Below are 26,624 nucleotides of genomic sequence, written 5' to 3'. Positions count from 1 at the left end.
GTCTACTTTGGTATGATAATTCGGTAGATTACACCCGATTGGTCATTTTCAATTGAAATTGATGCTTTATGCAGGGTTAAAATCCGTTTTACGATGCTGAGTCCTATGCCGAACTCGCCTTTCTTCCCTTTATTAAAAGGCTCGTACAAGCTGGATAGCATCTCATCCTCAATCGGAGGCCCGTCATTTTCAACCGTCATGACAATCTGCTGCTGATTTTGGCTGATCCGAATGTGAATCGCCGTCTCTGCATAGCGGATTTGATTTTCGAGAATGTTTTCAAGAAGTTTGCTCCATTGTTCCGGATCACCGGGCATCATTAATGCATCTTCTGTTTCAACGGTCCACGATAATTCCTTCCGGGCCCATTTGAGCCGTTCAATGACTTCTTCCGTGACCTTCACAATGTCAAATGTCTCATGGTGCACCCGCTGCTTCATTAAATAATCAAGCTTCGTTAAATATAATAAATCCTTAATTTTCTTCTCAAGTTTTTCTGCTTCGCCTTCAATGACATCAATTGTGGTTTCCAAATCCCCCTTAGGAAAAATCCCGTCCTTTATTGATTGAGTATAGCCCCTTATCACCATGACAGGCGTTTTTAAATCATGAGAGATATTTTGCAGGAGCGTTCTTTCCGTTTCGTCTTTTTGCACCAGCTTGCTCCGCATGTCTTCAATGGTATGGCCTAATTTTCCGATTTCGTCTTTTCTGTCGACGATGACCGGATCATCCCAATCCTGTTTTGAAATCCGTTTGACATGCTTCTCTAAGGAAACGAGCGGCCGCGAGAGATATTTGGCAAGCCAAATCGCCGGAATCCAGCTTAACAAAATCACGCCGGCAATGATAAAGAGCAGCTGCTTGAACAGGGTGAATGCCAGATCATCACGATAAGAATCAAGGGCGTAAGACAGCATCATCGCATCCTGGCCGTTAATGGTGAGGCCTTTTTTAATGACGAAAAACACTTTTTCCCCGCTGATGTCCGCGCTGTATCGTTTCGTGACGCTGTGCTGACGGCCCGCGAGCTTGTACACCTTATGGATAAAGGAAGAAGAAAAGTAGTTCAAGTCTTTGTCACTGGCCGATTCCTCCCGTTCAGGCAGAAGAACGTGCTGAACGGATCGGAAAGTCGTCGGAGCGGTCGCATCCTCGCTGTAATATCCACGCTCGATCGATCCGGGCAGCCGGTACTCCGTCAGTACATGCTGTTCATTTTCAATGGTCGTATACGTTTCATCCGTGAAAAAATTACGCAGCGTATTTGAGAACAGCACGAGAAGCAGAATCGAAATGGCTAAGAGGATGCCTGAGATGACCACCCATATTTGAAAAGCAAGCGGCTTATTTTTCATGACGTCATCATCCTGTAGCCGAATCCGTAAATGGTCTCAACCTTTAGCCCGGGCATTTTTTTTCTCAGCCTCCGCACAAGATCATCGACCACCCGGTCAGTGCCGAAATAATCATGGCCCCATATTTTCAGCAGAATGTCTTCCCTGGAAAAGGGGTGTCCTTTATGGTGAAGAAATAAAAGCAGCAGATCAAATTCCTTAGACGTCAAATTGACCAGGCTGCCGGTTTCATCATAAACCTCTCGGGCGTCTTCGATCACATTGTAGGAAGAAACGGTGATGCCGGTTTTTTTGGGAGCGGGCTGTTCTTTATACACGAGCTGGAGCAGCTTCTGGACCCGTATAATAAGTTCTCTCGGCAAAAAAGGCTTGGCGATATAATCATTGCTTCCAAGCTCTAACCCGAGGACTCTGTCAATATCGGCATCCCGCGCGGAAATGAAAATGACCGGCACATCGGGATCTTTTTCTTTTATTTCTTTTATCAATGTATAGCCGTCCGTATCCGGAAGCATGATGTCAAGAATCCACAAGTGGGGAGACGGCTGCATCTGCTTTCTGGCATCTTCGCCTTTTGTGAAAGATGTAATGTTCCAGCCTTCATTCTCTAAATATTTTGTGAGCAGTTCATTCAGGTTATCCTCATCTTCAACTAGATAAATGGTGTATGACAAGGCATTTCACATCCTTTCAACGTCATTATACTAGTTTTAACACACTCAAGCCGCATTTTCATAATTTCACATATTCTTTTCATTTTTATCCCACAATGTTTGTTTATGATGTGTATAAGGGAAGAAAGGAAGAAAAAAAGCGGGGAAGATAACATGTTCAAACACATTTTGTTTTGGAGCTTTGCTTTTCTCCTTATTATTGGGACAATAGAATTTGTACATGCGATGAATATGTAATCGATAGAATGAAAACATGCTGAAGGAGTGTGCGTGAATATGAATGATCATCGAGATGACGGCAGAAGCCGCGATCAGTCAGATCTTTCACATACGGAACAAAACAGAAATGAACAGCAGCGGATCAGCCATCAGGAGCCCGAGCTGCTTGAAGAGCCCGTCTCGAAAGAAGCGGAAAACGAGACGGCGGCCGGTACGGAATTTGAAAAAACGGCTGCCGTGAAAAAAGAAAAAAAACGGAGAGCTGCTTGGCTGAGCCCGGTTTTAGGCGGCATTATCGGCGGCGGCCTCGTGCTTGGCATTGTGCCGAACCTGCCGAGTGAGCAGCATAAGACAGAAGCCGTTTCTGATACGAAACAAGTTCAGTCTTCGAATTTTACGTCAACGCCTTTGAAAAATACCTCAAGCGTAGCGGATATGGTGGAAGATTTGGAGCCCGCGATTGTGGGAGTGTCCAACTACCAAGCTTCGCAAAGCAGCCAGTTCGGACTTGACGGCGGTTCAAGCTCTGAAACGGAGAGCGGCACGGGATCAGGCGTCATCTTCAAAAAAGACGGCGAAAAAGCGTACATCATTACAAACAACCATGTCGTAGAAGGGGCGAACAAACTGTCGGTCACTCTTTACAATGGGAAAACCGAAACGGCAAAGCTTGTCGGAAAGGATGCCATCAGTGACTTGGCCGTATTGGAAATCAGCTCGTCCAATGTCAAAAAAGCGGCCAGCTTCGGGGATTCCTCCAAGCTCCGCATTGCCGATAAAGTGATTGCCATCGGCAACCCGCTCGGCCAGCAGTTTTCCGGCACCGTCACACAAGGTGTCATCAGCGGGCTGAACAGAACGGTAGACGCCGATACATCCCAAGGCACGGTGGAAATGAACGTGATTCAGACGGATGCGGCGATTAACCCCGGAAACAGCGGCGGCCCGTTAATCAACTCAAGCGGCCAGGTCATCGGGATCAACAGCATGAAAGTCAGTGAAAACGGCGTGGAGTCACTCGGCTTTGCCATTCCGAGCAATGATGTAGAACCGATAGTCGACCAGCTCCTTGCAAAAGGAAAAGTCGAGCGCCCATTTTTAGGTGTGCAGATGATTGACATGTCGCAAGTGCCGGAAACCTATCAGGAAAACACGCTCGGACTGTTCGGCGACCAGCTGTCTAAGGGTGTTTACGTAAAAGAAGTGCAATCCGGCTCACCGGCTGCGAAAGCGGGCATTAAATCCAATGACGTCATTGTACAATTGAACGGCAAAGATGTCGGCAGCAGCGCCGATATCAGACAGATCCTATATAACCAGCTGAAAATCGGCGATAAAACGACTGTTCAAGTGCTCAGAAACGGAAGCAAAAAGACGCTGAACGTCACATTAACGAAACAAACCGAAAGCGCAAGCTGAACGCATAAAAAAAGCTGAACCTTCAACTGAGGTTCAGCTTTTTTCGTCATTCTCCCAAGTAGGCTGACAGCATCCACACGTGCTTGTCCGCTTCTTCAACTAATCCGACAAACAGGTCGGCAGTTGACGGGTCATTTTGTTCCTCGGCGATGCCGATGACAAATTTTGATTCGCGGCTGATTTGTTTATAGTCTTGAACCAGTGATTCCACCATTTCAGAAGCCGTTTTTTCCTGGCCTTCATCCGTAATGGAAGCTTGTTCAAGGTAAGTGTGTAAAGTCGCCGCAGGCTGTCCGCCGATGGCCAGAAGTCGCTCTGCGATGGCATCCGCCGTTTCCGCCGCTTCGTTATACAGTTCTTCAAATTTTTCATGAAGCGTAAAGAAGTGAGGGCCTTTTACATACCAATGAAAGCGGTGCAGTTTAGAGTAAAGGATAAACCAGTTTGATAATTGTGTGTTCATTGATTTCTCAACAAGAGTTTCAGTATTTTTCGCGTTTTGTGTATTCATATTCATCGTCCTCCCTGTGATCTGTTAATTTAATTATACCACATATCAAATAAAAATCAATACTAAATTATAATAATTATAATTTAGGTTCAAGTGAACAGCTTTTTCTTTATAATCGATTCCCAGGCGGACCACGGAAAGAGTGAGCGGAAAGCCAATGTCAGCTTAACGCCCCTGCCGATCGGATACCGCAGTTTCTTCAGCCGTTTCCTTTGTGCCAATTGATAAATCAGCTCCGTTACGTCATCAGGATCGCCGCTTTTGGATGCGTTGGCTTTGAAGTAAGCTTCGATTTGCTGATAATAGCGGTAATAGGGCGAATCTTTGCCGGGTGCCGTAAGATGATTGGAGAGAGACGTTTCCCATATAGACGTTTTATAGGAGCCCGGTTCTATTAAAGCGGCATCAATTCCTAAAGGCAGCAGTTCGAGGCGCAGGCTCTCTGTAAAACCTTCAACCGCGAATTTGGAAGAGACATACGGAGATAGAGCCGGGAAACCGGTCAGTCCGCTGATACTGCTGATATTGAAGATTTTTGCCCCGCCATGTTTTCGCATATAAGGCAGCACGGTTTTTGTGACGTGAATCAGGCCGAATACATTCGTTTCATACTGCTGTCTGTAATGTTTCATCAGCACATCTTCAATAAACCCCCCGTACGCAGTGCCAGCGTTATTGACGAGCAGGTCAATCGGTCCGAAACCGCTGATGGTGTTCCCGAAGTCAGACACCGACTGCTCATTTGTCACATCTAAAGAAACGACCGTAATATGTTCGGATGCACCCGCTTGAGCGGCGGCCTCTTTCAGTATTTCAGCTTTCTCCGGCTGTCTGGCTGTTGCGATGACGTGATAAGACCGGACGAGCTTCAGCGCTGTCAGCAGCCCGAATCCGCTCGTCGCGCCGGTTACAATGGCAATTTTTCTGTTCATCTTATAATCCTCCCCGTTTGTTCTTATCTCATAGTGTATATCATCTCGCGGAAAGAAGGAGAAATCGTTCGGAAATATGTCAGAATTGTTTTATAATGGAGTCAGCTTCGGATAGAAAGGGGTAAAGAAAAGATGGCATTAGAGGGATTGAAGGAAACATGGGATTTAAACTCCATTTTTGAGGGCGGGAGCCGGTCGGAAGAGTTTCAGCAATACATACAAGAGCTCAAAAAGCATCTAAGCGCTTTTCAACATGCGGCTGAAGCGTTTACAGTTCCGACGCATGCGGATGAAAGCCGGGAGCTGATCAATCTGATTGATAGGTTTGAACGGTCAGCGATCATGATCAGGCAGGCGGGAGCGTTCGTCGGCTGTCTTCAGGCTCAGAACACTCATGATCAGAAAGCGAATGAATGGAGGGCGCGGATCAATCAGCTGAGCAGTGATTTTAAATCCGCTCTGGTCACCCTTGACGATACACTTGCCCGGATTGACGAGCGGGTCTGGGAGGAGCTGCTGCAAAAACCGGAACTTCAGGATCTCACATATGTTTTAAATGAAAGAAGAGACCGGGTCAAAGAGAAGCTCAGCGCTTCAGAAGAAAGGCTGATTGAAGGCCTGGCCGTTGACGGCTATCACGCATGGGGCGATCTGTATAATGCGGCTGTCGGCAGAATGAAGATTCCATTTGAGGATAAAGAGCTGTCGGTCGGCCAAGCGGAAAATATGATGGCGCACCCGGATCGCCGCATCAGACATCAAGTGTTCAAAGAGCTTAATGAAGCGTGGAAAGGAGAAGAGGAGCTTTTCGGCAGCACGCTGAACCATCTGGCCGGCTTCCGCACGGAAATCTATAAAGCGCGGGGCTGGAAAAGCGCTTTGGAAGAGCCGCTTGCGATCAATCGGATGAAAAAAGAAACGCTGGATGTCATGTGGCAGGTCATTACCGATCATAAAAAGCCTTTTGCCGAATACCTGAATCGAAAGGCATCTCTTTTAGGGCTTGAGCGGCTGAACTGGTATGATGTGGGCGCGCCGATCGGCGAGGCTCCGAAAGAATACACATTTGATGAAGCGGCCAATCTGATCGTCAGCCAATTTTCGACGTTTGGCAAAAAGCTGTCCGCATTTACGGAAAAAGCGTTCCGTGATCGGTGGATAGAAGCGGAAGACCGCAGCGGTAAACGGGTCGGCGGTTTCTGCACCAGTTTTCCCGACAGCGGAGAATCCCGGATTTTCATGACGTTTTCCGGAAGCGCTTCGAATGTATCGACGCTGGCGCATGAGCTCGGTCACGCGTTCCATCAGGAGGCCATGCTTCAAGTGCGGCAGCTGAACAGAGCCTATGCTATGAATGTCGCTGAAACAGCCTCGACCTTTGCGGAAATGATCGTCGCCGACGCCGCTTTGAAACAAGCGGCGACAAAGGATGAAAAGCTGTTCTTGCTTGAAGATAAAATTCAAAGAAGCGTAGCCATGTTTATGAATATTCATGCGAGATTTTTATTTGAAACGCGTTTTTATGAAGAGCGGAAGCAGGGCGTCGTTCCGGCTGAGAAACTGAATGAACTGATGGAAGCGGCGCAGAAAGAAGCGTTTTGCGATTCATTAGGGGAATACCACCCTCATTTCTGGGCGTCAAAACTGCATTTTCATATTACGGGAGTGCCGTTTTACAACTTTCCGTATACGTTTGGTTATTTATTTTCGCTTGGAATATATGCAAGAGCTCTTCGGGAAAAAGCGGATTTTGAAGAAAAATATATCGCGCTTTTGTGTGACACGGCTTCGATGACTGTTGAGGATTTGGCGATGAAGCACCTTGGCGCGGATCTGACGGAACGGTCGTTTTGGGAAGACGCGGTCCGCCTTGCCGTACAGGATGTGCAGGAATTTTTAGAGCTGACTGAATGATAATCTGGAGATGAACCGGCCGGAGTGTTACCGCTCCGGTTCTTTTTTGTTTAATGAATGACAGCCGCCTCCCTTGGAAATACCTAAAAACGATCGGAATGGAATGGGAGTGAATCGCATGAAATGGTTCAGGACGGCGGGCGTTTTATGTCTTATGCTGATGCTGATTGCCGGCTGCCGATTGAATGAAGAAAAACGGGAAGCGGAACAAGACAGCACACCCGTGTCATCCGCGAAGCCGGTTCCTTACAGCAGCTTTTCCCTTCGCGTTAACTACGGAGCCGGGGAGCATAACCGCTATGAAGGTTTGTATGAGAGAAAAGGCGGTCATGAAAAGGCGGACATCCGGGACAAGCTCTCAGGGGTTCACAGAGAGGGCGAGGAAGCGCTTGATGAAATGAAGATGATCCTCGGAGAACTTGCCGTAAACAGCCGGATGCAGGAAAGCGAGATCGTCCGGCAGGTGCTCTCGGCTTTTAATTTGGACAGCCGCTATGACCATTTTTATCTGAAACTGAAAAAGAATGATGGAGAAATGACGGAAATAAAAAAATAACCGCCGTCCGCTGCTTTTTTGCCCAAAACTAATTGATAATGATATTCAGAGTCATTAATTTCTGTTACAATATAATCATGATCTCACGTTGAATGTTTAGGCAATTTGTTTATATACATAGTGTTGGGAAACTCAAAAAAGGAGCGGTTAGCGGTATGAGTGCAATTTCTACAGAGACGCTGAGCTTAGGGTACGGAGAGACTGTTATCATTGACGAATTGGATGTCGCGATTCCAAAAGGCGAAATCACTGTATTGATCGGAAGCAACGGCTGCGGAAAATCGACGCTTTTACGTTCATTGGCCCGGCTGATGAAACCGAGGGGCGGTTCTGTGCTTTTAGAAGGAAAAGCCATCGCTAAGCTTCCGACGAAGGAAGTGGCAAGAGAGCTCGCTATTTTGCCGCAGAGTCCGTCAGCTCCCGAAGGCCTGACGGTGCATCAGCTTGTGAAGCAGGGAAGATACCCTTATCAAAGCTGGCTGAAGCAATGGTCCAAAGAGGACGAAGACGCAGTGGCAAAAGCGCTTAAAGCGACGAAGCTTGAGGAAATGGCCGACCGTCCGGTGGATTCCTTGTCAGGCGGACAGCGCCAGCGCGCATGGATTGCGATGACACTCGCTCAGGATACGGATATCATTCTGCTTGACGAGCCGACAACCTATCTCGACATGACGCATCAAATTGAAATTCTTGATTTGCTGTTTGAATTAAATGAAAAAGAAAAACGCACAATCGTCATGGTGCTGCACGACCTCAATCTGGCATGCCGTTATGCCCATTATCTGGTCGCCATTAAGGATAAACAGATTTACGCAGAGGGCCGTCCCGAAGAAGTTATCACTTGCGAGCTTGTACAGCAGGTCTTTGCGATGAACTGCCAGGTAACGCAAGACCCGCTGTTCGGCACACCGCTTTGCATTCCGCACGGACGCGGCAGATGTATCGTGCAGGAAGCGGCCCTCACCGCCCGATTGTCATAATCATGAAAAAGGGAAGGGAACGGTATGGAAGAGAAACTGCAGCAGCAGCTGGACGGCCTGCTTGAGAAATACACGGAACTATTGCTTGGCGAAACAAACCCGGATGTAAAGGAAGAAGTCAGGCAGTGGATTTTGTATACACATATCGCAAAAAGCATGCCTCCGCTCGTCAAACATTGGAATCAATCCTACCCGGACGCCAAAGAGGGCATCAAAGCTGCGATACAGCATATTAAACAGCTCAATGAAGCACACAGAAAAAAACAATAAAAAAGCTTTCGGCATCAAAGAGAGGTGCCGGAAGCTTTTTTTTTGCTGAAAAGGAATCAATAAAGGCTTCGTTCAATTCATAGGCGAAGAACTTTAATGTAACTAATGCACCCGTTTGTTTACGTATATTTCTTCCGCTTGCTGAACCAAGAAAAAAGGACCGCCGCAGCAATCCCTTTCTCTCTTTCCTATATATCACATTTCCTTTCGGCTACGTAATAACTCTTCAAATGCTTTTATATTTGTATCAAAATTGGGCACTGTTTGAGATTCCTCGGCACATTTGACTTGTGCCACAACCAAATCATGAAAAGGTGTTGAAATGCCAGTACCTTCTGCCATTTTGGGAATAACTCCATTAATATAATCAATTTCAGTTTTGCGTTTTTTCTCAAGATCCTGGAGCATACTTGCTCTTAGCAGCCTAGATGGTTCCATGGCTGACCTAAATGTTTGGATACGTTCAGGAATATCATTTTCACTTCTTAATTCCAAAGATTCTAAATCAAGGCCGCCCATTTTCGCAAATTTGACACCATTGGCGTGTCCAACCTTAATCGTCTCATCTGCGATATGGACTGCGCTAACAATGCCGATTTCATGGTCAAGAATGTCTCCGTATTCTCCGTTTAATGCTGCCGATAAACCACTGAATGCATTATTGATAAGTAATTTTGACCACTTCGTTCCAACTAAATTATCGGAAATATGTGTTCCGCCGATAAGGTCTAAAACCGATTTAATACGCAGGATTCTTTCTGTTGTTTCACCATGTAATTCTCCAATTTGAAAAGCGTACTCTTTAAATTGAGTATACTCAGTTGTAAGTCTGGATACGCCCGGCTCAATAAACGTAGCACCAAATTCAACAGAACCTGCAATAACACGTTCATCACCAACGATCGAAGCAACTTTCTGTTCAGGTATACCGTTTTGCAAGGAACATACTACACTGTCATCCTTTAAAAAAGGCAGCAACTCTTTAAGAATGGAGTCATTATATAATTGTTTCGTCAGAAGTAATATTAAATCATACTTGCCTGACTTGTCTTCAGGGGTAATGGCTTTCACTTTTGCTTGAAATTCCGTTGTACCAACTACTTTAGCACCTATTTGATTTAGAGTATCTACATGTTCTTTGTACGAATCAATCAATTCGACATCCATTCCGCCAGCAGACAGATATGCTCCAACTATGGTTCCTAAAGAACCTGCTCCTAAAACTGCAATTCTCATTGTAAACGTCTCCTTATTTTTCCTCTAAGTAGTTATAAACCGGCTGTGCTGCATTTAAGGTTAAATCTGTAAGGATATGAGATGCTGAAACGACTTCTAATACAGGCAAATCTGCAAGAGGTGCCAGAGCATGTTCAAATAATTGAAGCCGCGCCGGTCCAGTCCAGGCACCTTTAACTTCTATATTCGTTATTTGCGTTCGCACCAAATCACAAACCCTTAAATCACCATTGTAATCAGTAGCAATCTTAACCATAAAATTAGGTCGGCAAATTTCCCTTTTCGCTTTTTCCTTGTCCATTTCGAAATGTTTATATCCCATAGTCGCAGTTGCCACACGAAGACTGCCATAATCCAATGTGCCGACAAGAGTATCAGAGTCTATATACAGCTTAGGGGCACCCAATTTCTTTGGATATGCAGTAAGTTCCCGTCCGCTTGCAATAGCCGGGAAATTGTCAACATACATAGAATGTACATAATCTCCTTCTTCACCATTAAAGCTGACAGGGATGACTTGTCCAGCCTCTGTATAGGCGCCAAGTCCGGAAACATCGGGCATCCACATCACTTCGAATTTCACTAAAGGTTCAGTAATTTCAAGAGGTTCTGGCACTGCCGCACGTAAAGCTTTTTCATCCGTTCGGTAAATAATATTAAGGTATTCCCGGTTAACAAATTTATAGGTTGGCACGGGGTAAGCAGGTGATGTTAAAGGTGTGTTTAAATTTTTCACAATGTTATTCACATCAATTTTCATAGTATGAGACCCCTTTCTTTTTCTTTTTTATGTTTTTTAATTTAACTATGCTATTATCTTACATTCGCATTTACATTTAATCCAATACATAATAAGGTATATATATATTTATTGAAATAAATGAGGGGGTGCAGACAGATGGAATTGCTGCAGCTAAAATACTTTCAGACAGTTGCCTATACTGAACATATTTCTAAAGCGGCAGAACAATTAAAGATTGCCCAGCCTTCTTTAAGTCTCACTATAAAAAGACTTGAGAATGAACTGGGAACAACCTTGTTTGAGAGAAAAGGCAGAAATATTAAGCTGAGTTCAGCAGGGAAAATTCTTTTAAAACATGTAAACAGGATTTTTACTGAGATTGAAAATGCCCAAACAGAAATTCAATTGGAGGAACATCAAATTTCTGACAAGATAAGAATATCTATTTCCAATCCAAGATTCCTTGCAGGACTGATGAGTGAATATATCAACCGCTCCCCTCAATCAAAAATTCTCCAAGCAATCGGAGTTAAAAGCGAGATCATAACAAGTTTAAAAAAAGGGGACATTGATTTAGGAATAACAGGTCATCCGATTCAGGATGAAGAGATAGAGAGTTGTGTGCTGGTAAATGAAGATATTGTTCTGGCTTTGCCCTCAAACCACCGATTTACGGGTAAAACAGAAATTTCTTTACGCCTTGTCGCCAATGAACCATTTATTACCCTTGCTAATAATGAAGAGTATAGCGGTTTTACAGCCTCGCTTTGTGGGAAAGCCGGTTTCACCCCGAATATTGCGTTTGAGGCAGATTCTCATTTACTGGTCGAGATTTTAAAGCTGGATCAAGGTGTGGCGTTGCTTCCCATTTCAGTTTGCAGAACATTGGGGCTGAATTTTATAAAAGTGACTGATCACTCTGCTTCATATCCAGTCGGCTTATCTTGGATGAGACATAAGCTGTTGTCTTCTTCGGTAAGAAATTTTCGTGACTTTATTATGTCGTACTATAAAGATAACTATGAAATGTTTAAAGTTTATTAAAGGGTTTCATCATTACTTTTTTGAATTTTTTCCCCCATTTCCCGTTTCACTTGTTGCGGGATGGGTACTTGCGATTGTTGTTTTCTTAATTTTAAAGTTTTCGAACGGAAGCCCTTGGTGTTATACAACGTTGCTTTTTGCAATGCCGGCTTCCTTTGACACGCTGTTAAAAATTAATGTTTTTTAGTTGGTTTTAAAAGCCTACTATTATCCGTTTTGCTATACGGATCTCGTGAATTTTTTCAATTGTTCTTTTCGATCATAATTAGATATTTACTGAGCGTAAAACATTGGAACGAATCCTGTCCGGGCACCAAAGAGGGCATCAAAGTTGCGATGCGATACAGCACATTAAACAGCTCAATGAAGCTCACAGAAAAAAACAATAAAAAGCTTCCGGCATCAAAGAGAGGTGCCGGAAGCTTTTTTTGCTGAAAAGGAATTAATAAAGGCCTGTAATGCACTGCTCATATATGAATCCTTCCGCGTGACGAATTCTGTTTTCATCAGGCTGAAAGATTCGGGAATGGTCCATAACCGAACAGCACCCAGTGCGGCGTGCTGCGTAATTACGCTTCGCGGGAGCAGCGTAATGCCGAGCCCCGCCGTCACTCCCCCGATAATCGCTTCAAGGGTGCCGAATTCCATAATGGCCGGATGCGCCGTTCCAATGGAATGAAGCCACCGCTCTAATGTGTCACGATACGTGCATCCCGTACTGTACACAAGAAGCGGCTTTTTTACCGCTTCTTCTATAGCGGTGACGGCAGCGGGAGTCACGACAACGGCTTCTTCTTCAAAGGCCGGGATGGAGTGCAAATCCGGATGATGAAAGTGACAGCCGATAAATGCGCCGTCCAATTCATAGCGAAGAACTTTATCAGTTACATATTGTGTATGCCCTGTCGTAAGGGACAGCTCCACATCAGGATACCGCTCATAATAAGAGGCTAAAAGTTTCGGCAGCCTGACGGCGGCTGTTGTCTGGGTGGAGCCGATCATGAGCGGTCCGCTCGGCTTGTCTGTTGAAGCGAGCGCCATTTTGGCTTCTTCTATCAGACCGACGACCTGATCCGCATAATGGAGGAGCACTGTGCCGCTTGAAGACAGCGTCATCCCGCGGTTATGGCGGAAAAACAGCTCGGTTTTCAAATCTTCTTCCAGCTGGCGGATTCTGGCCGTCACGTTTGACTGCACATAGCCGAGACGCGCAGCCGCCTTTGTAATGGAACCTTCACGGGCCACCATCTGAAAAATCCGCAAATCTCCGCTTTCCATTGTCATCTCTCCCTCTTTGCTATCATTTTTTGTGATATAAAACATCTTTAACAATCATTATACGAAAATGCAGATCTCCATTACAATAAACATATCAGCTGATGAACATCGAACGTAAAAGGAGAAGAAGCCATGAATTTACAACATAAAACGGCACTGGTCACAGGCGGCGGTACAGGAATCGGAAGAGCGGCGTGCCTTGCCTTAGCAAAACGGGGAGCGGCAGTCGTCATTAACTATTCACATTCAAAAACGGAAGCGGAACAAACGGCGGAATTCATAATAAAAGCAGGCGGACACGCGATGACCATTCAAGCGGACGTTTCTATAGACAAACAGGCGAGAGACATGGTGAACGAAGCGGCCAGCCGATTCGGAAGCCTCGATTTACTCGTAAATAATGCGAGCATTACCAGACATATCCCGCTTCATGATTTGGAATCTGCAACGAAAGAAATATGGGATGAATTATTTGCTGTCAATGTAAACGGGATGTTTCATTGCGCCAGAGCGGCAGCGCCTCATATGAAAAAGCAAAAGTCAGGTGCTATTGTGAATGTCGGGAGCATCGCCGGTCTGACGGGAGCGGGTTCTTCCCTTCCGTATGCCGTTTCCAAAGCGGCGGTGCATGGCCTGACAAAATCATTGGCCCATGCGCTGGCGCCGGACATCCGTGTATGCTGTGTCGCGCCCGGAGCCGTTGCAACAAGATGGTGGACGGGGCGGGAAGAGACGATGTACCGGCTTGCCGGAAGCCTTCCGCTGGAACGGATCGCCGCTCCGGAAGATATCGGAGAACTGATTTGCTCTGTGCTGGAGCAGGAATCACTGACGGGACAAATCATAACAGCCGATTGCGGCCAGACGATGTGACGAAAGGAGAGAGAAATGATGCCGTTTGTACAGATCCATTTACAGAAAGGAAAAAGCGGACTTTGGCTCAAAAAAATGAGCACCGTTATTCACACCGCCATGACGGAGATGATTGATGTTCCGCATGATGACTATTTTCAAGTGGTGCATCAGCACGAAAAAGGGGAGTTTTTCTATGATCCGTCATATCTTCAAGTCGAGCGGAGCGATGAACTGATGTTTATCCGCTTTACTTTGAAAAACTCCAGAACAACTCATCAGAAACAAGCATTCTATCAGCATTTGGCTGACCGGCTGCACGAAAAGCTGGGCGTCAGAAAAGAAGATGTGTTTATCGTCCTCTCAGGCAATGCGGCGGAAGACTGGTCATTCGGAAACGGGGAGGCCCAGATGATATAAAAAAATCCCGCGGCATCCGCGGGATTTTTCTTTGTTAAACGGCTTTCGCCTTTTCTTCTTGTTTGCCTGTCTTTTTGTTTGTCAGTTTAATTGATTTAACAAACAGCGTGAGGATCAATCCGGCAGCGATAAAGGCCAGGCCTGTGAAAAACACGCTGTGAAGCGAATCCATCAGTGACGTTTTCAAAACCGGCACGATATGGGAAGAAAATGCGGCCGGAATCTGCTTAATCGATTCCTGGCTGAACAAGGATTGAAGCAGCCCTTCAGGATTCTTGTCAATCATACCTTTAAACTGGGCGGCAAAGGCACTTGCCTGTTTCGGCAGTGAGTCTAAGTAAGGCACCAGTCTGTCGGTTAAAAGGCTTCCTGATCTGGCATTCATGACAGCGCCGAGCACCGTAATGCCGAACGTTCCCCCGATCATCCGGAAAAATTGGCTTGAAGAGGTCACAACACCCAGCTCTTCTTTTGAAAACGTTTCTTGCAGAGCGAGTGTGAGAAGCGGCATGACGAGCCCCATTCCCAGACCGATCACGGCCATATAGCATGTAGCCGCGAGCTTGCTTGTATCCAGCTGCAAAGTCGTTAATAAGAAGAAGCCGACGGCCATGATCAGCATGCCGATCATGATTTGCGGTTTAATACCGATCTTATAAACCAGCTGGCCTCCGATAATACTTGTGATAATCATAGATACCATCATCGGCGTCATAATCGTGCCGGACGCGGTGGCGCTGACTCCGATAATTCCCTGCATAAAGAAAGGAACAAACGTGACGGCGCCGAACATGCCGATACTCATGAAAAAGCCGATCAGATTCAGTACGGTAAACGTTCTGTTTTTAAACAGGTACATCGGCAGAATCGGTTCTTTTGCTTTGATTTCAGCGAAAATGAATCCGACAATCCCGGCAAGTGCAAGCGCAAAGAGACCGAGAATCTGCCAAGAGCCCCATGCGTAATCCTTTCCTCCGAAGCTGAGCGCGAGGAGGAGGCTGACGATTCCGACGATCATTGTGAAAATGCCGGCGATGTCAAAGTTAATCGGCCCGGTCTGTTTTCTGCCTTGAAGTCCTCTTGCGATAAAGATGACGGCTAAAATTCCGACAGGCAGGTTGATATAGAAAACCCATTTCCAATTTAATGAGTCAACAATCCATCCCCCGATTTGCGGGCCGATCACGGAAGCAAGCCCGTAAATCGCCCCGAAAAGCCCTTGGAACTTGGCACGCTGTTTCCCTGTGAACAAATCCCCGATGACGATCATAGCCATCGGCATCATGACACCGCCGCCGATTCCCTGAAGTCCGCGGAAAATAATCAGTTCCGTCATGTTGCTGGCCATTCCGCACAGTGCGGAAGCTCCCATAAAAATCAATAAACCTGATACATAGACGACGCGGCGCCCCAATAAATCTGCAAGTTTCCCCGCAATCGGAACGATCGTCGTCGAAGTTAAAAGATATGCTGTGGTCAGCCACGTCATCATGCTTAATCCCCCGAGGTCACCCACGATTTTAGGAATCGCCGTTCCTACGATGGTGCCGTCAAGGGCTGAGAAAAACATGGCGATGATTAAGCCGGTTATTAATAATGTGCGTTTTGGATCTTTCTTTTCAATGCTCATGTTTCGGCAGCTCCTCTTTTCTATTCGTTTTCTTTTTGATCAGCCGCGTATTTCTCGGCTGCTTCAGCTACTTTGCGGATGATGTTCACGGACTGAATCAGTTCATCGTCAGTCAGAACGGACAGGTTTCGCGCCAGTATCGCTTTCCGTCCTTCCACAACTTCTTCGAATTTTGTTTCGCCTTTTTTGGTGAGGCTGATGTCGATGACGCGTCTGTCCTGCTGGTTATGTTTGCGGACGATAAGTCCTTTTTGTTCGAGGCGGTCGGCCATCAGCGTCACTGCGCTCGGTTTTACCTCCATGCGTTCCGCAATTTCGGAAACTTTGCAGCTCCCGTATTTTTTCAGGCTGGCTAAAACAAATAATTGGGCAGGCGTCACCTCGTGTTTTGCCATGCTTTCCACCATTTCAGGCTGTATGTTTTGCAGCAGCGTCTGAAGAGATTTCTGGATGTCAGACACATATTGATCCGCGTTTTTCATAACTCCTCCTCATCTTGTTCCTTGAGAAAATAATTAACATTAGTTAAATATAAATAAGGATTAATGATAAGTCAATCTTTTTGTGCAAAAATAAAAAAAGGATTGATGCTTGTCGAAAACATCAAATCCTTATTCGTTTTATTGCTGGTAGGGAGACTGCTGCTGAATAGTCTGCTGGAACTTCTGATACGATTGCTGAAGCTTTTGGGTATCGGCTGCTTCAATGGAATACCAGCCATTTTGAAACATCACATCGTATAATCTTCTTTGCGCTTTTTGTGACTCATCGAAAATCGCCTGAATATCTTGATAAAGAGACTCGTGGCTGAACTCGTGCAGGGCTGTGCAATATGAAGCCGTGATGTATTTTTCCGTCGTCAGCAGCTCATTCACCAAGTCTCTGTCATTCATTTGCGCCGTATTGGGCACGGGCGTCTGCGGATTCGTGATTTTTTGATTTTGCTGTTCCATGTATTGTCCTCCTATTGCATATAGCCTGTTGTTGTCTGTCCGCCTTGATCGGGGTTCAAGCGGCCCAATATGTGCTGATAATGTTTCTGATGCATCCGGCCGATTTGATCAAGCTCTTGTTTTAACGTCTGATTCTGGCAGTGTTCCGCCATAAAATGCGCTTTTTTCATGGCAAGCAGATTCCAGTTCAGCATGTCCTCAAGATACAAATGGTCTTTCGTTGAGATGACGGCAGGCGGCAAGTTTCCGTGCTGCTCTTGGTTGTTCATATAAACGCCTCCTTCAATTCTGTTCTTTTTAGCTTTCTCTGCGACCGGAAATTCATACACGAATAAAAGAAAAAGGAGGGAGTTCATCTTTGCTGCGGAACATATGTTTATTTTTGTCGAAAAATAAAATGCTTACAAAATTCGCCCAGGCTTACGGAATCCGCTTCGGCGCGGGAAGGTTCGTTGCAGGGGAAACACTCGCGGAAGCTGTGAAAACGGTAAAGCGGCTGAACCAAAAAGGGCTGTCGGCTTCGATTGATTATCTAGGTGAATATGCGGGTTCAGAGAAGGATGCGAAAAGGACGGCGGTAGAATGTAAAAAAGCAATCAGGGCGATTGCCGAGAATCAACTGGATTGTGAGCTGTCTCTGAAATTAACATCCATCGGTCTGGATATTTCCGAGAAACTCGCGGAACAGCATGTCAGAGACATATTGACGGAGGCAAAAGAACGCGGCGTGCCTGTAACGATTGATATGGAGGACTATTCAAGATGCGGCCGTACGCTTGAGCTGTATAAGCGGTGCAAGCCGGATTTTCCGATGCTCGGCACCGTCATTCAGGCTTATTTGTACCGGGCAGCTGAAGACATCAGCGGTCTGATGCCATACAAGCCGCGGCTCAGGCTTGTAAAAGGCGCTTATAAAGAATCGGCGGCCGTTGCATTCCCTGATAAAAAAGCAACCGATCTTCATTTTCAGCAGCTGATTAAGCTGCAGCTTTTGAGCGGCCATGAAACGGCGGTGGCGACACATGATGATGACATCATTTCTTATACGAAAACACTCATCAGCGAGCATCAGATTCCCCGAGAGCAGTTTGAATTCCAAATGCTGTACGGCATCAGAACGGAGCGCCAGAAGGAGCTTGCCGAAGAAGGATACAGGATGAGGGTGTATGTCCCGTACGGAACCGATTGGTACGGGTACCTGATGAGAAGAATTGCCGAGCGCCCGGCAAACGCGGCATTTGTGCTGAAAGGGATCTTCAAAAAATAACGGCTGCTCCAAAAAGCAGCCGCAGCATGTTATTCCATGTTTTCTTTTTTATATTGCTGATTTTGGCTCGTCCGTTTGCCGCCGCCGTATTTTTGCTTCGGTCCCGCATTTCCTTTCATGCTGGCCGCGCTCACTGCGGCAGAAGACGGATCTTTTCTCCCTCGCACCATTCCCTTCACCTCCGGGTTTAAGTTTCCCGCCCGCGCCATGGAACATGCGGAAGCCGAAAAATTTAAAAAAATTCCATATTTGCTATTGAAGTCATCCTGAAAATCTTTTAAGATGAAAGAAGAAAAGGGTTTCATTTTTTTTGCCGAAAAAATGAATGACTATTCATTCAAAGTTCAAGGGGGATGACTCATGCACAAGTTTATAAAGAAAGCAGCCGTTCTCGGATCAGGCGTTATGGGGTCCGGAATTGCCGCGCACTTGGCTAACATCGGAATTCCCGTCCTGCTGCTTGATATTGTGCCAAACGAGCTGACAAAGGATGAGATGAAAAAAGGGCTGACATTAGAAAGCCCGGAGGTCCGCAGCAGACTGAGCCGATCGGCCATGCAAAAGCTGCTGAAGCAAAAACCGGCGCCGCTGACTTCGGCTGCCAATCTCGACTATATAACGGCGGGGAATTTGGAAGATGACGCAGCTCAATTGAAGGATGCTGATTGGATTATTGAAGTCGTCGTCGAAAATCTTGACGTAAAAAAACAGATTTTCTCACTCGTTGATGAATACCGGAAACCGGGAAGCATCGTGTCGAGCAATACGTCCGGTATCTCCGTCACAAAAATGGCGGAAGGCCGATCTGCCGATTTTAAAGCTCATTTCTTAGGAACCCATTTCTTTAATCCGGCCCGCTACTTAAAGCTTCTGGAAATCATTCCGATTCAGGAAACAGATCCTGACGTACTGGAGTTTATGACTTCATTTGCAGAAAACACGCTTGGGAAAGGTGTCGTCATCGCAAAAGACACGCCTAACTTTATCGCCAACCGCATCGGTACGTACGGCCTGCTGGTCACGGTAAGAGAAATGCTTTCTTCCGGCTGCCGCATCGGCGAGGTGGACACGGTGACCGGGCCTTTGATCGGCAGACCGAAAAGCGCGACCTTCAGAACCCTTGACGTTGTGGGGCTTGATACGTTCGCCCATGTGGCAAAAAATGTGTATGATAAAGCCGACGGCGCTGAAAAAGACATGTTTAAGCTTCCTGAATTTATGAATGACATGCTGAAAAACAATTGGCTGGGCAGCAAATCAGGCCAAGGTTTTTACAAAAAAGAAGGTAAAACAATATATGAACTCGATCCGCTGACCATGACATACGGTGAGCGTTCGAAAATGAAGACGCCCGCTTTAGAAGCCGCCAAACAGGCAAAGGGTGCCAAAGGCAAAATGAAAGCGCTTGTATATTCCGATGACCGCGCCGGACGCCTGCTTTGGAATATCACATCGCAAACACTCTTATACTCAGCCCGGCTTTTAGGTGAGATCGCTGATGATATCAAAGCAATTGATGACGCCATGAAATGGGGCTTCGGATGGGAGCTCGGGCCGTTTGAGATGTGGGATGCCATCGGCGTCAGAAAATCAGCGGAGCGGCTCGAAGAAGAAGGCGCAGCACTCCCCGGCTGGGTGAAAGAAATGCTTGATCAGGGCCATGAAACATTTTATATGAAGGAAAACGGAACACCATTTTACTATTCAGACGGCCAATACAGGGCCGTGAAAGAAAATCCGAAACGGATCAGCCTGCAAACGTTAAAAGAAACAAAAGGCGTGATCAGTAAAAACAGCGGCGCAAGTCTGATTGATCTCGGCGATGATGTCGCGCTGCTGGAATTTCATACGAAAAGCAACGCGATCGGCTTAGACATTATTCAGATGATTGACAATGCGCTTGAGGAAACGGAGCGGAATTATAAAGGACTTGTCATCGGAAACCAAGGCAGACATTTCTGCGCGGGAGCAAACCTTGCGATGATTTTGATGGAAGCTCAGGATGATAACTTCATGGAAGTCGATTTTGTCATCCGCCGTTTTCAGCAGACGATGCTGAACATCAAATACAGCGCTAAACCCGTTGTCGCGGCGCCATTCGGGATGACACTCGGCGGCGGCACGGAAGTCTGTCTCCCGGCGGCACGCGTTCAGGCGGCGAGCGAATCGTATATGGGTCTCGTTGAAACCGGCGTCGGCCTTATTCCGGGCGGCGGAGGAAACAAAGAGCTGTACATGAATTATTTGGACGGCGGAAGTGAACTGATGGACGCAGCGATCAAAACCTTTGAAACAATCGCGCTTGCCAAAGTGTCCGGTTCGGCACACGAAGCCCGTGATATGAAGATTTTGTCCGCGGCAGACCGTATCAGCATGAATCAGGATCACCTGCTGCACGATGCGAAACAGCTGGCTGCTTCCTTATATGACAGCGGATACCGCCCGCCTGCCCGCAAAAAAGTGAAAGTCACCGGAGAAACCGGCTGTGCGGCATTACTGCTCGGAGCAGACCAAATGAGACGGTCGGGTTATTTATCCGATCACGATATGAAGATTGCAAAGAAGCTGGCCCATGTCATTGCCGGCGGAAGAGTCCCGTTCGGCACGGAGGTTTCTGAAGAATATTTACTTGAGATTGAAAGAGAAGCCTTTTTAAGCCTCGCTGGCGAGGCGAAATCTCAAGCGAGAATGCAGCATATGCTCGTCAAAGGCAAACCTTTACGGAACTAGGAGGGTGTTTATGAGAGAAGCAGTCATTGTGGCCGGTGCGAGAACCCCGGTCGGTAAAGCGAAAAAAGGATCGCTTGCAGCCGTTCGTCCTGATGATTTAGGCGCGCTTTGTGTAAAAGAAACGCTGAAACGGGCAGGCGGCTATGAAGGAAATATCGATGACTTAATTATCGGCTGTGCAACACCTGAAGCCGAACAAGGATTAAATATGGCGCGGAATATCGGTGCGCTGGCGGGGCTTCCTCATACGGTGCCGGCCATTACGGTGAACCGCTACTGCTCTTCCGGTCTCCAATCCATCGCTTACGGTGCTGAAAAAATCATGATCGGCTCGGGAGACACCGTCATTGCGGGCGGTGCGGAATCCATGTCGCAAGTTCCGATGATGGGGCATGTGACCCGCCCGAATATCGCTTTGGCGGAGCATGCGCCTGAGTATTACATGAGCATGGGGCACACAGCGGAGCAGGTCGCCGAAACGTACGGCGTATCCAGAGAAGACCAGGATGCATTTGCCGTCCGCAGCCATCAGAATGCCGCTAAAGCCCTTAAAGAAGGTAAATTCAATGACGAAATCGTGCCGGTTGAAGTATCGCTGACAGAAGTCGGTGATGACCATAAGCCGCGGAAAAAACAATTTACCTTTTCTCAAGATGAAGGCGTTCGTCCCGGCACATCGGCTGACGTCTTGGCGAAGCTCCGTCCGGCTTTTTCTAAAACGGGAACCGTGACGGCCGGGAACTCTTCACAAACAAGTGACGGCGCGGCGGCTGTCATGCTGATGGATCGCGAAAAAGCATCGTCGCTCGGATTGGCGCCGCTTGTCAAATTCCGTTCGTTTGCCGTAGGCGGCGTTCCGCCTGAGGTAATGGGGATAGGTCCGATTGAAGCTATTCCGCGGGCGCTCAAGCTTGCCGGACTCGAATTACAGGATATCGGGCTTTTTGAATTGAATGAGGCCTTTGCTTCACAGGCCATTCAAGTCATCAGATCGCTTGGGATAGATGAAGAAAAGGTGAACGTCAACGGAGGCGCCATCGCGCTCGGACATCCGCTCGGATGCACGGGAACGAAGCTGACCCTGTCACTCATTCATGAAATGAAACGGAGAAACGAGCAATTCGGCGTGGTGACGATGTGCATCGGAGGCGGCATGGGCGCTGCCGGCGTATTTGAGCTCATTTAAAACAAGGGGGAAACGAAGCATGAAACAGGATACGGTCAACGTCAAAAAAGGCGGCAGCTTTCTGATTGAAGAGACGGGATATGATCAAATATTCACTCCGGAGGACTTTACAGACGAACATAAAATGATCGGCAAAACGACAGAAGACTATGTCGTAAACGATGTGCTTCCTTATATCGATGAAATTGAAAACCATCAGTTCGAGCATTCGGTCAGACTGTTGAAAAAAGCCGGAGATCTCGGCCTCCTCGGAGCAGACGTGCCTGAAGAGTACGGCGGAATCGGCCTGGATAAAATCAGTTCAGCCTTCATTACGGAAAAGTTTTCACGTGCCGGCAGCTTTTCGCTGTCTTACGGCGCTCACGTCGGTATCGGCTCATTGCCGATCGTGTTCTTCGGAACGGAAGAACAGAAGAAAACCTATTTGCCGGACTTGGCTTCAGGACAAAGAATCGCGGCATACGCCTTAACTGAGCCCGGTTCAGGTTCAGATGCCCTCGGCGCGAAAACGACAGCTGTTTTGAATGAAGCAGGCACACACTATATTCTTAACGGAGAAAAGCAATGGATTACAAACTCCGCCTTTGCAGATGTCTTTGTCGTCTACGCTAAAGTGGACGGAGATAAATTTTCCGCATTTATCGTAGAAAAGAACTATCCGGGCGTGTCAACGGGCCCGGAAGAGAAAAAAATGGGGATTAAGGGTTCATCGACAAGAACGCTGATTTTAGATCAGGCGGAAGTCCCGAAAGAAAACCTTCTCGGCGAAATCGGAAAAGGCCATGTCATCGCTTTTAATATTCTGAATATCGGGCGCTACAAGCTTGCCGTCGGCACAATCGGCGCTTCAAAACGGGTGATTGAGCTGTCTGCCGCTTATGCGAACCAGCGCCGGCAATTTAAAACGCCGATCTCAAGCTTCACGCTCACTCAGGAAAAGCTTGCGACGATGTCAGCGCGGCTTTACGCGATGGAGAGCTCTGTATACAGAACAGTGGGTTTATTCGAAGATAATATGAGCAGATTGACGGAAGAGGAGCAAAAGGACGGACGCGAAGTCGCGAAGTCAATCGCCGAGTACGCGATTGAATGCTCGCTCAACAAAATGTGCGGTTCTGAAACGCTTGATTACATTGCCGATGAAGGCGTTCAAATTCACGGCGGTTACGGATTTATGCAGGAATATGAAGTGGAGCGTGCCTATCGCGACTCAAGAATCAACAGAATTTTTGAAGGCACAAATGAAATCAACCGCCTGATCGTAACGAGCACGTTCCTGAAAAAAGCCGTAAAAGGTCAGCTGCCGCTCTTTGAAAAAGCAAAAGCGCTCCAAGAAGAACTCATGATGCTGATGCCTGAAGAGCCGGGCTCAGAACCTCTCGAACAGGAAAAATACATTGTCAGACAGGCGAAAAAGATCGCCCTCTTGACAGCGGGTCTCGCGGCGCAGAAATACGGCAAAGAGATCGAAGGCGAGCAGGAAATCATGGTGAACATTGCCGATATTGTCAGCGCGCTGTACGCTTTGGAATCTTCCGTCCTCAGAACGGAAAAAGCAATTGCGGCGGACGGTGCCGAAAAAGCCGCGCAGAAGCTGTTATATACGGAAATCTTTGCCCAGGAAGCCCTTCAGAACATTGAAGCGCACGCCAAAGAATCACTGATCGCCATGGAGGAAGGGGATTCCCTCCGCATGATGCTTTCCGTGCTGCGCAAACTGACGCGCCTGACGCCGAAAAACCTCATTCAGAAAAAACGTGAAGCGGCAGCCGCCGTCTTCCGTGAAGAAAAATATACGGTCTGATCACATGCTGAAAGCGCTCCTTCATCAGGGGCGCTTTTTCACGAAGCAACGTTATAGGTTTTTACAAGTGATTGTGTTAAAATAACGACGATCATTTACAAGGGGTGAAGAAGATGTCGTTAAATTTTTACTGGTACCCTAAATGCGGAACGTGCCGTAATGCGAAAAAATGGCTGGAAGACCGCGGTAAGGAAATAAACGAAATACATATCGCGGAGGAAACTCCGTCGAAAGAAGAAATTAAAGACCTCTATGAGAAGAGCGGTCTTGAGCTCAAAAAGTTTTTCAACACGAGCGGAATGAAATACCGCGAGCTGAACTTAAAGGAAAAACTGTACCACATGTCAGAGGATGAACAGCTTGAACTCCTGGCATCAGACGGTATGCTCCTGAAACGCCCGATTACGACAGACGGCGAAAAAGTCACTGTCGGCTTTAAAGAAGACCAATTCGAAAAATATTGGATGTAATGCCAGGTTCAAAGAATTATGGTATCTTCTTATTATAAGAAAAAAATGGAGGGATTTAGATGAGCACACCGAAAGATATGCGTTATTCCAAAGAGCACGAATGGGTCAAAGTTGAGGACGGAAAAGCCCGCATCGGGATTACACATTTCGCGCAAGCCGAACTTGGCGACATCGTCTTTGTCGAGCTTCCGGAAGTCGGCGCCGAAATTAAAGCGGACGAGCCATTCGGCAGCGTGGAATCCGTCAAAACCGTATCCGAACTGTACGCACCGATTAACGGAACGGTGACGGAAGTGAACGAAGACCTTGATGACAGTCCTGAATTCGTAAACGAGTCTCCGTATGAAAAAGCGTGGATGATCGTCGTGGAACCGGCTGATGCTGAAGAAATCGAAAACCTCATGACTTCCGAGCAATATGACGAAATGACACAGGAAGACTGATCGGATAGCAAACGGGCCATTTGGACATTCTATCTGTAACGGGAGGTGTCTAAAATGGCTTTTGATAAACAAAAGGTCGATGTGACGGAGAACGTTACGGGCCGCTTTCAAAACGGCCGGTTTTCCTTGTTTCATGAAAATGAAGCCATCGGCGAGATGACAGGCATGGACCAGTACGAGCTCAAACAGGGCTTTTCATTTGAAAATCAAAAATTTTATAAAACAGCCGATGTCATAAACGGCAGCGATCCGAAATATGTCGATTGCGATTATGAGAGTGGCTGGTGTTAACAGTTGGCGGTGAATTTCACTGCCTTCTTTTTCAATCTGACGCTAAAACAATCGGCAGGTGACGCGCTTATGTACAACGGAGATGAAAAGGTCATTATCGTAGAAGGAAAATCTGATAAAATCAAAGTCAGGGAAGTGCTCATCGAACCCGCAGAAATCGTCTGTACAAACGGGACGATCGGCCAAACCGAACTGGAAGATTTGGCGGACCGCCTGTTTGACAGAGACGTCTATATTTTAACGGACGCAGATGACTCCGGAGAAAAATTAAGAAAACAGCTGAAACGGGAGCTTCCCGAAGCGCGCCATATTTATATAGACAGAACATACAGGCAAGTCGAGTCGTGCCCAGGCCATCATCTCGCATCTGTGCTGATCAGAGCCGGCTTTGATGCTGACACTGTATTTTTGAAAAAGAACGACCTGAGGTGGTAAACATGAAAGAACTCCAAGAAAATGAACTCGAATCGATTCAGGATGACGTTTATCTCCTGTATTTGTACACCCCGTTTTGCGGCACATGCCAGCTGGCGTCCAAAATGCTTACTGTCGTCGAAGAAATGCTGCCCGGCGCCGCCTTCTATAAAAACAACGTGAATTATTCCCCCGCATTCGCCAAAGCCTATCAGATTGAAAGCGTTCCGTGCTTTTTGCTGTTTAAAGGCGGAGAGCTTGTTGAGAAAGGATACGCCTTCCGCTCCGTTTCCTATTTATATGAGCTGATTAAACAAAAAACATCGCAAACGTTCCCGATGTGACAATATTTACAGGAAAATGTCGTGCGGTTTATAAAGGGTTCTGTCCGTTAAAAAGAGAAAGTGTATGTATGGCCATTAAAACGGGAGGTTATACGAGTGGAGAAAATAGAAGTTTCAGAGAATGACGGACAGCATCTGTTTTTGAAACCGCTATTAAACGCCTCAACGCTGCTGATTACATTCCAAGGAGAAACAGAAGCCTTAACGGTCTCAATTAACGGACAGGGAGAAATGAGAAAAACGTCGGTTTCAAAGGAAAAATCTAATTTGACCTTTTACGGAAACCAGACGGAAATCATCCATCTCCTGCATGGTGATGTCTCTTTGCAAAAGCTTATCCAAAGCGGAAAACTCAAAGTGAAAGGATCATTCAGAGCTCTGCTGAAGCTGGAGGCCATCCTCTGGCTGACAAACGGATTTTTTCAGGCGATCAGTAAACGGCCTTAAACTGCCAATCTACTATGTGACAATAGCTTCCAATATTTATTTTATTGACTTTTTATCATTCGCCGTGCTATTCTACAGTAAGAATTTCCGGACGAAAATACGATATGTTTTCTCTTATCAAGAGAGGTGGAGGGAAGTGCCCTATGAAGCCCGGCAACCATCAACAATGTTGAAATGGTGCCAATTCACTCGAAGCGGTCTGCTTTGGAAGATGAGAGAAAGGCCTTTTTCAATAAGCCT

30 protein-coding genes, 1 pseudogene and 1 riboswitch are annotated in these 26,624 nt (G+C 46.7%); of the genes and pseudogenes, 18 read left to right on the top strand and 13 right to left on the bottom strand.

The window, feature by feature from the left end:
- Positions 1 to 2 precede the first annotated feature (2 nt).
- Both cssS and cssR read right to left on the bottom strand, forming a co-directional pair.
- Positions 3 to 1,358, bottom strand: coding sequence for a two-component system sensor histidine kinase CssS (gene cssS, locus G4O42_RS15770; RefSeq protein WP_032876591.1), 1,356 nt, complete (start codon positions 1,356 to 1,358; stop codon positions 3 to 5).
- Entirely contained in the window at positions 1,355 to 2,032 is a 678-nt protein-coding gene (gene cssR / locus G4O42_RS15765) for a two-component system response regulator CssR (RefSeq protein ID WP_032876594.1), read from the bottom strand. The genes cssS and cssR overlap by 4 nt, the downstream gene beginning before the upstream one ends.
- Positions 2,033 to 2,308: 276 nt before the next feature.
- Here cssR and G4O42_RS15760 point away from each other — a divergent pair, with 276 nt between their 5' ends.
- Entirely contained in the window at positions 2,309 to 3,670 is a 1,362-nt protein-coding gene (locus tag G4O42_RS15760) for a S1C family serine protease (RefSeq protein WP_032876597.1), read from the top strand.
- 46 nt (positions 3,671 to 3,716) lie between these two features.
- On the opposite strand, the gene G4O42_RS15755 is transcribed toward G4O42_RS15760, so the two are convergent.
- Together G4O42_RS15755 and G4O42_RS15750 are read right to left on the bottom strand one after the other, a co-directional pair.
- Positions 3,717 to 4,181 carry a Dps family protein gene (locus G4O42_RS15755; protein ID WP_032876601.1) on the bottom strand — a complete coding sequence of 155 codons (465 nt, stop codon included), beginning with the start codon at positions 4,179 to 4,181 and terminating at the stop codon, positions 3,717 to 3,719.
- 89 nt (positions 4,182 to 4,270) lie between these two features.
- Entirely contained in the window at positions 4,271 to 5,113 is an 843-nt protein-coding gene (locus tag G4O42_RS15750; protein WP_032876604.1) for an oxidoreductase, read from the bottom strand.
- 132 nt (positions 5,114 to 5,245) lie between these two features.
- Here G4O42_RS15750 and G4O42_RS15745 point away from each other — a divergent pair, with 132 nt between their 5' ends.
- The 4 genes and pseudogenes from G4O42_RS15745 (at position 5,246) to G4O42_RS15730 (ending at position 8,833) form a co-directional block, all read left to right on the top strand.
- Positions 5,246 to 7,027, top strand: coding sequence for a M3 family oligoendopeptidase (locus tag G4O42_RS15745; protein WP_032876606.1), 1,782 nt, complete (start codon positions 5,246 to 5,248; stop codon positions 7,025 to 7,027).
- 118 nt (positions 7,028 to 7,145) lie between these two features.
- Entirely contained in the window at positions 7,146 to 7,583 is a 438-nt protein-coding gene (locus tag G4O42_RS15740; RefSeq protein ID WP_032876609.1) for a YusW family protein, read from the top strand.
- 155 nt (positions 7,584 to 7,738) lie between these two features.
- The gene (locus tag G4O42_RS15735; RefSeq protein ID WP_012118397.1) at positions 7,739 to 8,563 is read left to right on the top strand and encodes an ABC transporter ATP-binding protein; all 825 of its coding nucleotides are present in this window, start codon (positions 7,739 to 7,741) and stop codon (positions 8,561 to 8,563) included.
- 2 nt (positions 8,564 to 8,565) lie between these two features.
- A pseudogene (locus tag G4O42_RS15730) lies at positions 8,566 to 8,833 on the top strand (YusU family protein).
- Positions 8,834 to 9,028: 195 nt separating this feature from the next.
- On the opposite strand, the gene G4O42_RS15725 reads toward G4O42_RS15730, so the two are convergent.
- Entirely contained in the window at positions 9,029 to 10,069 is a 1,041-nt protein-coding gene (locus tag G4O42_RS15725) for a ketopantoate reductase family protein (RefSeq protein WP_032876614.1), read from the bottom strand.
- Between the two features lie 13 nt (positions 10,070 to 10,082).
- Positions 10,083 to 10,829, bottom strand: a complete 747-nt coding sequence (locus G4O42_RS15720; RefSeq protein ID WP_007613633.1) for an acetoacetate decarboxylase — start codon at positions 10,827 to 10,829, stop codon at positions 10,083 to 10,085.
- 138 nt (positions 10,830 to 10,967) lie between these two features.
- On the opposite strand from G4O42_RS15720, the gene G4O42_RS15715 reads away from it, so the two are divergent.
- A complete protein-coding gene (locus tag G4O42_RS15715) occupies positions 10,968 to 11,855 on the top strand; it encodes a LysR family transcriptional regulator (RefSeq protein WP_032876618.1) in 888 nt (295 codons plus the stop codon).
- On the opposite strand, the gene G4O42_RS15710 is transcribed toward G4O42_RS15715, so the two are convergent.
- Positions 11,852 to 11,998 carry a hypothetical protein gene (locus tag G4O42_RS15710; RefSeq protein WP_221930794.1) on the bottom strand — a complete coding sequence of 49 codons (147 nt, stop codon included), beginning with the start codon at positions 11,996 to 11,998 and terminating at the stop codon, positions 11,852 to 11,854. The genes G4O42_RS15715 and G4O42_RS15710 overlap by 4 nt on opposite strands.
- Before the next feature lie 259 nt (positions 11,999 to 12,257).
- Complete coding sequence (locus G4O42_RS15705; protein WP_032876621.1) at positions 12,258 to 13,133, bottom strand: LysR family transcriptional regulator; 876 nt, start codon at positions 13,131 to 13,133, stop codon at positions 12,258 to 12,260.
- 132 nt (positions 13,134 to 13,265) lie between these two features.
- On the opposite strand from G4O42_RS15705, the gene G4O42_RS15700 reads away from it, so the two are divergent.
- Positions 13,266 to 14,006 carry an SDR family NAD(P)-dependent oxidoreductase gene (locus G4O42_RS15700; protein WP_032876624.1) on the top strand — a complete coding sequence of 247 codons (741 nt, stop codon included), beginning with the start codon at positions 13,266 to 13,268 and terminating at the stop codon, positions 14,004 to 14,006.
- An 18-nt stretch (positions 14,007 to 14,024) separates the two neighbouring features.
- On the top strand, positions 14,025 to 14,405 hold the full coding sequence (locus G4O42_RS15695) for a tautomerase family protein (protein WP_031378375.1): 381 nt from the start codon (positions 14,025 to 14,027) through the stop codon (positions 14,403 to 14,405).
- Between the two features lie 34 nt (positions 14,406 to 14,439).
- Here the strand turns inward: G4O42_RS15695 and G4O42_RS15690 are convergent, their stop codons facing one another.
- From G4O42_RS15690 to G4O42_RS15675, 4 genes are all read right to left on the bottom strand, one after another.
- Entirely contained in the window at positions 14,440 to 16,035 is a 1,596-nt protein-coding gene (locus G4O42_RS15690) for an MDR family MFS transporter (RefSeq protein ID WP_007410079.1), read from the bottom strand.
- 20 nt (positions 16,036 to 16,055) lie between these two features.
- Positions 16,056 to 16,517 carry a MarR family winged helix-turn-helix transcriptional regulator gene (locus tag G4O42_RS15685; RefSeq protein WP_032876626.1) on the bottom strand — a complete coding sequence of 154 codons (462 nt, stop codon included), beginning with the start codon at positions 16,515 to 16,517 and terminating at the stop codon, positions 16,056 to 16,058.
- A gap of 138 nt (positions 16,518 to 16,655) precedes the next feature.
- The gene (locus G4O42_RS15680) at positions 16,656 to 16,988 is read right to left on the bottom strand and encodes a spore coat protein (RefSeq protein WP_007613617.1); all 333 of its coding nucleotides are present in this window, start codon (positions 16,986 to 16,988) and stop codon (positions 16,656 to 16,658) included.
- 11 nt (positions 16,989 to 16,999) lie between these two features.
- Positions 17,000 to 17,257, bottom strand: coding sequence for a hypothetical protein (locus G4O42_RS15675; RefSeq protein ID WP_015418171.1), 258 nt, complete (start codon positions 17,255 to 17,257; stop codon positions 17,000 to 17,002).
- An 89-nt stretch (positions 17,258 to 17,346) separates the two neighbouring features.
- On the opposite strand from G4O42_RS15675, the gene G4O42_RS15670 reads away from it, so the two are divergent.
- A complete protein-coding gene (locus G4O42_RS15670; RefSeq protein WP_007613615.1) occupies positions 17,347 to 18,255 on the top strand; it encodes a proline dehydrogenase family protein in 909 nt (302 codons plus the stop codon).
- Between the two features lie 29 nt (positions 18,256 to 18,284).
- Here the strand turns inward: G4O42_RS15670 and G4O42_RS15665 are convergent, their stop codons facing one another.
- On the bottom strand, positions 18,285 to 18,425 hold the full coding sequence (locus G4O42_RS15665) for a YuzL family protein (protein WP_074534247.1): 141 nt from the start codon (positions 18,423 to 18,425) through the stop codon (positions 18,285 to 18,287).
- 190 nt (positions 18,426 to 18,615) lie between these two features.
- On the opposite strand from G4O42_RS15665, the gene G4O42_RS15660 reads away from it, so the two are divergent.
- The 9 genes from G4O42_RS15660 to G4O42_RS15620 all read left to right on the top strand — a co-directional run bounded on the left by G4O42_RS15660 (position 18,616) and on the right by G4O42_RS15620 (position 26,384).
- A complete protein-coding gene (locus G4O42_RS15660; protein ID WP_032876630.1) occupies positions 18,616 to 20,985 on the top strand; it encodes a 3-hydroxyacyl-CoA dehydrogenase/enoyl-CoA hydratase family protein in 2,370 nt (789 codons plus the stop codon).
- 10 nt (positions 20,986 to 20,995) lie between these two features.
- Positions 20,996 to 22,171 (top strand): acetyl-CoA C-acetyltransferase, encoded by a 1,176-nt coding sequence (locus tag G4O42_RS15655; RefSeq protein ID WP_032876632.1) that lies wholly within the window; start codon positions 20,996 to 20,998, stop codon positions 22,169 to 22,171.
- Positions 22,172 to 22,190: 19 nt separating this feature from the next.
- Complete coding sequence (locus G4O42_RS15650; protein WP_032876633.1) at positions 22,191 to 23,975, top strand: acyl-CoA dehydrogenase family protein; 1,785 nt, start codon at positions 22,191 to 22,193, stop codon at positions 23,973 to 23,975.
- A 113-nt stretch (positions 23,976 to 24,088) separates the two neighbouring features.
- Positions 24,089 to 24,445: an arsenate reductase family protein gene (locus tag G4O42_RS15645; RefSeq protein ID WP_003151843.1), complete on the top strand. Its 357-nt coding sequence runs from the start codon at positions 24,089 to 24,091 to the stop codon at positions 24,443 to 24,445.
- A 59-nt stretch (positions 24,446 to 24,504) separates the two neighbouring features.
- A complete protein-coding gene (gene gcvH / locus G4O42_RS15640) occupies positions 24,505 to 24,888 on the top strand; it encodes a glycine cleavage system protein GcvH (protein ID WP_003151844.1) in 384 nt (127 codons plus the stop codon).
- A gap of 54 nt (positions 24,889 to 24,942) precedes the next feature.
- On the top strand, positions 24,943 to 25,179 hold the full coding sequence (locus G4O42_RS15635) for a YusG family protein (protein ID WP_032876635.1): 237 nt from the start codon (positions 24,943 to 24,945) through the stop codon (positions 25,177 to 25,179).
- 69 nt (positions 25,180 to 25,248) lie between these two features.
- Positions 25,249 to 25,614, top strand: coding sequence for a toprim domain-containing protein (locus G4O42_RS15630; RefSeq protein ID WP_007410083.1), 366 nt, complete (start codon positions 25,249 to 25,251; stop codon positions 25,612 to 25,614).
- Positions 25,615 to 25,616: 2 nt separating this feature from the next.
- Positions 25,617 to 25,937 carry a thioredoxin family protein gene (locus G4O42_RS15625; RefSeq protein WP_003151847.1) on the top strand — a complete coding sequence of 107 codons (321 nt, stop codon included), beginning with the start codon at positions 25,617 to 25,619 and terminating at the stop codon, positions 25,935 to 25,937.
- A 96-nt stretch (positions 25,938 to 26,033) separates the two neighbouring features.
- Entirely contained in the window at positions 26,034 to 26,384 is a 351-nt protein-coding gene (locus G4O42_RS15620; RefSeq protein ID WP_007410085.1) for an SCP2 sterol-binding domain-containing protein, read from the top strand.
- A 111-nt stretch (positions 26,385 to 26,495) separates the two neighbouring features.
- A riboswitch (SAM riboswitch) is annotated at positions 26,496 to 26,602 on the top strand.
- Positions 26,603 to 26,624 lie beyond the last annotated feature (22 nt).

Origin of the sequence: Bacillus sp. LUNF1, assembly GCF_011008975.1 — a bacterium.
GTDB lineage: Bacteria > Bacillota > Bacilli > Bacillales > Bacillaceae > Bacillus > Bacillus velezensis.
This window is presented reverse-complemented; position numbering and strand designations above follow the sequence as displayed.